4 protein-coding genes are annotated in these 5,019 nt (G+C 63.0%); all 4 read right to left on the bottom strand.

The features are described from left to right. Window positions 1-125: 125 nt before the first annotated feature. The 4 genes from leuD to xylG all read right to left on the bottom strand — a co-directional run bounded on the left by leuD (window position 126) and on the right by xylG (window position 4,974). Window positions 126-731 (bottom strand): 3-isopropylmalate dehydratase small subunit, encoded by a 606-nt coding sequence (gene leuD / locus ACE04F_RS17595; RefSeq protein ID WP_486108661.1) that lies wholly within the window; start codon window positions 729-731, stop codon window positions 126-128. A 2-nt stretch (window positions 732-733) separates the two neighbouring features. Then, window positions 734-2,155, bottom strand: coding sequence for a 3-isopropylmalate dehydratase large subunit (leuC, locus tag ACE04F_RS17590; protein WP_486108659.1), 1,422 nt, complete (start codon window positions 2,153-2,155; stop codon window positions 734-736). 125 nt (window positions 2,156-2,280) lie between these two features. Continuing rightward, entirely contained in the window at window positions 2,281-3,417 is a 1,137-nt protein-coding gene (locus ACE04F_RS17585) for a sugar ABC transporter permease (protein ID WP_486108657.1), read from the bottom strand. Beyond that, a complete protein-coding gene (gene xylG, locus ACE04F_RS17580; RefSeq protein ID WP_486108655.1) occupies window positions 3,418-4,974 on the bottom strand; it encodes a D-xylose ABC transporter ATP-binding protein in 1,557 nt (518 codons plus the stop codon). It abuts the gene before it with no gap. Between the last annotated feature and the right edge of the window lie 45 nt (window positions 4,975-5,019).

Genomic DNA, 5,019 nt, shown 5'->3' with positions numbered 1-5,019 from the left:
CATCTTCAGTGGCTGACACTCCGCCTTCGCGAGCAGGCTCGCTCCCACATTGGATTTTTGACAGGCGCAGATTTCACAGCCCACAGGGGGGCCCGGACCTACCAAAACCAGGTCAAACCCAATCCCTACAACCAGGGATTCTCCGCCAGGTGCCGACGCTCGAACCGGCGAATCTGCTCGGCACGCTGGAGCGTTGCGCCAATGGCGTCCAACCCCAGCAGCAACGACTCCTTGCGCAGTCCGTCAATCTCGAACGCCATAACGCTGCCGTCCGCCAGCTCAATGCGCTGCTCGGCAAGGTTGACGCTGATAGCGGCCGTTTCCGCGTGGCCAACGAGCTCGGCAATTTTTTTCCACTGGAGCTCGGCAAGCTCAATCAGCAGCACCCCGTTTCGCTGGCAATTGTCGTAGAAGATCCCGGCGAAACTCGTACCGATCAACGCCCTGATCCCTACCTGCTTCAAGCCCCAGACCGCATGCTCACGGCTTGAGCCACAGCCGAAATTTTCGCCCACCACCAGGAACGTCGCATCGCGCCAGCCAGGTTGGTTGAGCACGAAATCCGGATTGGCGACGCCAGGCTCGCGCCATCTCAGGTCGAAGAACAGCCCACGGTCCAGCCCCTTGCGGTCAATGCCCTTGAGGAACTGCTTGGGCATGATGACGTCGGTGTCGATGTTGGCGGCCAGCAGCGGGGCGGCGATGCCGGTTACGGTGTCAAAGGGTTGCATCTTCAGGCCTCCAGCAGCAGTGAGCGGACGTCAGTCAGGTGACCGGTTATCGCGGCGGCGGCGACCATCGCCGGACTCATCAGGTGAGTGCGCGCGCCTGCGCCCTGGCGTCCTTCGAAATTGCGATTGGTGCTGGATGCGCAGCGATCGCCTGGTGCAAGCACGTCGTCGTTCATCGCCAGGCACATCGAGCAGCCGGACTGGCGCCATTCGAACCCGGCGTCGCGGAAAATCTCGGCCAATCCTTCCTCTTCGGCCTGGTCGCGCACCGCAGTAGAGCCGGGCACGATCATCGCCCGTACATGGGCCGCGACCCGCTTGCCGCGGACCACCCGTGCCGCGTCGCGCAGGTCTTCGATGCGCGCATTGGTGCAGGAGCCGATGAAGGCATGGCTGATCTCCACTTCGCCAAGGGGCATGCCTGGCGTCAGCCCCATGTAGTCCAGCGCCCGTTGCAGACCCTGGCGCAGGATCGGGTCGGGCTGTGCCGCCGGATCCGGTACCTGGCCGCCAATCGGCGCTGCCTGGTCGGGGCTGGTGCCCCAGGTCACCATCGGCTCCAGCGCAGCGACATCGAGGCTCACTTCCCGATCGAATACCGCGCCCTCATCGCTGCGCAAGTCTCGCCACTTGGCCACGGCCTGTTCCCACAGTTCTCCCCGAGGCGCACGGGGTTTGCCTTGCAGGTAGGCGAAGACTTTGTCATCCGGCGCCATGAACGCGCCCCTCGCACCCGCTTCCACGGCCATGTTGCAGATGGTCATCCGCGCTTCGACGCTCAGTGCGCTGATGACCGGGCCGGTGAATTCTATTGCGTAACCCGTAGCGCCCGAGGCGCCGATTTTTTCGATCAGCGCCATGATGACGTCCTTGGCGGTGACGCCCGCGCCGAGGGCGCCATCGACCGTGACGCGCAGGGTTTTCAGGCGCTTGTAGACCAGCGTCTGGGTGGCCAGCAAATGTTCGATTTCAGAAGTGCCGATGCCGAAACCGAACGCCCCGAGCGCACCGTAGGTGGTGGTATGGCTGTCGCCAGCGGCGATGACCATGCCCGGCAGGATGAAGCCTTGCTCGGGAGCGACGACGTGCTCGATGCCCTGGCGCTTGTCCAGCACATCGAACAGTTCGATGCCGAAGTCTCGGCAGTTTTCGGCAAAGTAGGACACCTGCCGGGCGCCGCCAGCATCCGGCATGGCCGCGATGCGTTGAGGCGTGGTCGGGTTGACGTGGTCAACCACCGCGAGGGTCGCGCTGGGGCGCCAGACGCTGCGGCGGGCTTCGCGCAGGCCGCTGAACGCTTGCGGGCTGGTGTATTCGTTGGCGACCTGACGGTCGATGTACAACAGCACGTGGCCCTGATCATCCAGCGGGCAAACGGTATGGCTGTCGATGTGTTTCTGGTAGAGCGTTCTCGGGCTGTTCATTTTCGCGCGCTTCTTGTCCTGGCGGGCCTTGCTGTGAACAGCATATTCCCCGCCCTGAAAGCATCAAGCGCGCAAAAGTGAAGGCGTTGCACACGCGTCGTGATCAATCACCCAAGGGGCGGCTATCAACGTCGTCCAGCCCGGGTGCTGACGTCTACCCATACGGCCAGGACCAGAATGCTGCCTTTGACAATCATCTGCCAATAGCTGTCGACGTCGAGCATCGACATGCCGTTGTCCAGGCTGGTGATGACCAGAGCGCCGAGCAGCGCACCGTAGACCGTGCCGGAGCCGCCGCGCATGGAGGTGCCGCCGATGAAACAGGCAGCGATGGCGTCGAGCTCGCCCATGTTGCCGGCCGAGGGCGAGCCGGCGGCCAGACGCGCGGTGTTGACCATGCCGGCGAGGGCGCACATTACGCCCATGATGCCGAAGATCCAGAGTTTCACCGCTTGCACGTTGATGCCGGACAGGCGGGTGGCTTCCATGTTGCTGCCCACGGAATAGACGCGCCGGCCGAACACGGTCTGGCTGGTCACGTAGCTGAACACCCCCAGCAGGACCAACAGCAGCAGCACCGGAACCGGAATCCCGTCATAGCTGTTCAGCGTGTAGACGAAGCCGGCGAGCACTGCGCCGATCAACACTACCCGCACCACATCACGCACCAATGAATGGGCTGCCAGGCCGTGCAAGGCGCGATTGCGGCGTTGTTTCCAGGTCAGGAACAACGTCAGGGCGAACAGCACCACGCCAAGGCCCGTGCCGACCGCATGAGGCAGATAGCCCTGGCCGACATAAACCAGCTCCGGCGATACCGGGGCGATGGTGGTGCCGCCGGTGATGCCCAGCAGAATTCCGCGGAACGCCAGCATGCCGCCCAAGCCGACGATGAACGAGGGGATGCGCAGGTAGGCGGTCATGTAGCCGTTGGCGAGGCCGATGACCAGCCCGCACAGGGCGACCAGGCTCAGGTTCGCCAGTAGCGGAATGTGATAGACCACGTCGAGAATCGCCGCGAGCCCGCCGAGCAAGCCCAGCAGCGAGCCGACCGACAGGTCGATCTCACCGCTGATGATCACCAGCACCATGCCGCAGGCCAGGATCCCGGTGATGGACATCTGCCGCAGCAGGTTGGAGAGGTTGCGCGGAGTCAGGAATCCGCCCTCGGTCTGCCAGCTGAAGAACAGCCAGATGACTGCCACGGCAATCACCAGGGCGAGCATTTTGTAGCGGGTGAACACTTGTTTGACCTGATTCATCTACGCGGATTTCCGATCATTGTTGTCAGGGGCTTCGGCATGGCTGAGCGCGGCGGCAAGCACCTGCTCCTGGGTCAGTTCACGGTTGATGAAATCGCCGCGCAACTGGCCGTCGCCAATCACCAGCACGCGGTCGGACACCCCGAGCACTTCGGCCAGTTCCGAGGACACCATGATGATCGACACGCCTTCGGCCGCCAGCGCGCCCATCAGCTTGTAGATCTCGTACTTGGCACCCACGTCCACGCCTCGGGTGGGCTCGTCGAGAATCAACACCCGTGGCTTGGTCAGGAGCATCTTCGCCAACACGGCTTTCTGCTGGTTGCCGCCGGACAGGCTGGTGATCGGCAGGAACGGGCTCGCGGTCTTCAGGTGCATGCGCGAGATCTCCCGGTCGATGCTGCCCAGTTCGGCCTCGGCATCGATCCGGGTCATCTTCGAGAAGTTCTCCAGCACCGCCAGGGTAATGTTCTGGCCTACGCCCAGGTCCGGGATGATGCCTTGGCGCTTGCGGTCTTCGGGAACCATGCACAGGCCGGCGCGGATCGACTTGAGCGGCGTGCTGCTGTCGATCCGCTGGCCGTCCAGCCAGACTTCGCCTTCATGGCGTCCGGGGTAGGCGCCGAACAGCGCCGACACCAGTTCCGTGCGACCGGCGCCCACCAGCCCGGCGATGCCGAGAATCTCGCCGCGCTTGAGGGCAAAGGAAATATCGTCGACCCGTTTGCGCCTGGGGTTGTCGACGTCGTAGCAGGTGATGTGCCGCGCCTCGAAAATCACCTCGCCGATCTCGTGGGGTTCGGTGGGGTAGAGATTGCTCATTTCGCGCCCGACCATTTGCGTGATGATCTTCGGGATATCCATGTCGGCCATGGCGGTGGTCGCGATGTGTTTGCCATCGCGGATGACCGAAATGGTGTCACACACCGCCGCCACTTCATCGAGTTTGTGGGAGATATACACGCAGGCCACGCCCTTGGCCTTGAGGTCGCGGATGATGTCCAGCAGCACCTCGATTTCCGAACGGGTCAGGGCCGAGGAGGGCTCATCGAGGATCAGCAGGCGCGCCTGTTTGTTCAGCGCCTTGGCGATCTCGACCAGTTGCTGGTAGCCACCGCCGTACTGCGAGACCGGCAGCGAGACGTTCATGTCCGGCACTTTGAGCTCACGCATCAGGGCTTCGGCGCGGTGGATCATCGCCGGGTAATTCATGCGCCCACCGGGCAATGTCAGCTCGTGGCCCATGAAGATGTTTTCGGCCACCGACAGATCGGGGACCAACGTCAGTTCCTGATGGATGATGACGATCCCGGCGGCCTCGGTTTCGCTGATCGATTGGGCTTTCAGCGGCTGGCCGTCCCAGAGGATTTCGCCCTCCCAGGTGCCATAGGGGTAGACCGCCGAGAGGACTTTCATCAAGGTGGATTTGCCCGCGCCGTTTTCACCGCACAGGCCGACGCACTCTCCCGGTCGGACCTTGATGTCGATGCCGTTGAGGGCTTTGACACCGCCAAAGGTCTTGACGATGCCGTTCATTTGCAACAGGTATTCGGACATGGCGAGGGCTCGTAAAAAGGGCTCACACAACATAAAACCTGTGGC

The sequence above is a fragment of the Pseudomonas sp. AGC41 genome, from assembly GCF_057334555.1.
This window is presented reverse-complemented; position numbering and strand designations above follow the sequence as displayed.

What these genes read in the sequence shown, in the direction of transcription:
- leuD (WP_486108661.1), bottom strand. Translation starts at nt 731, where the DNA reads ATGCAACCCTTTGACACCGTAACCGGCATCGCCGCCCCGCTGCTGGCC.
- leuC (WP_486108659.1), bottom strand. Translation starts at nt 2,155, where the DNA reads ATGAACAGCCCGAGAACGCTCTACCAGAAACACATCGACAGCCATACC.
- xylG (WP_486108655.1), bottom strand. Translation starts at nt 4,974, where the DNA reads ATGTCCGAATACCTGTTGCAAATGAACGGCATCGTCAAGACCTTTGGC.
- ACE04F_RS17585 (WP_486108657.1), bottom strand. Translation starts at nt 3,417, where the DNA reads ATGAATCAGGTCAAACAAGTGTTCACCCGCTACAAAATGCTCGCCCTG.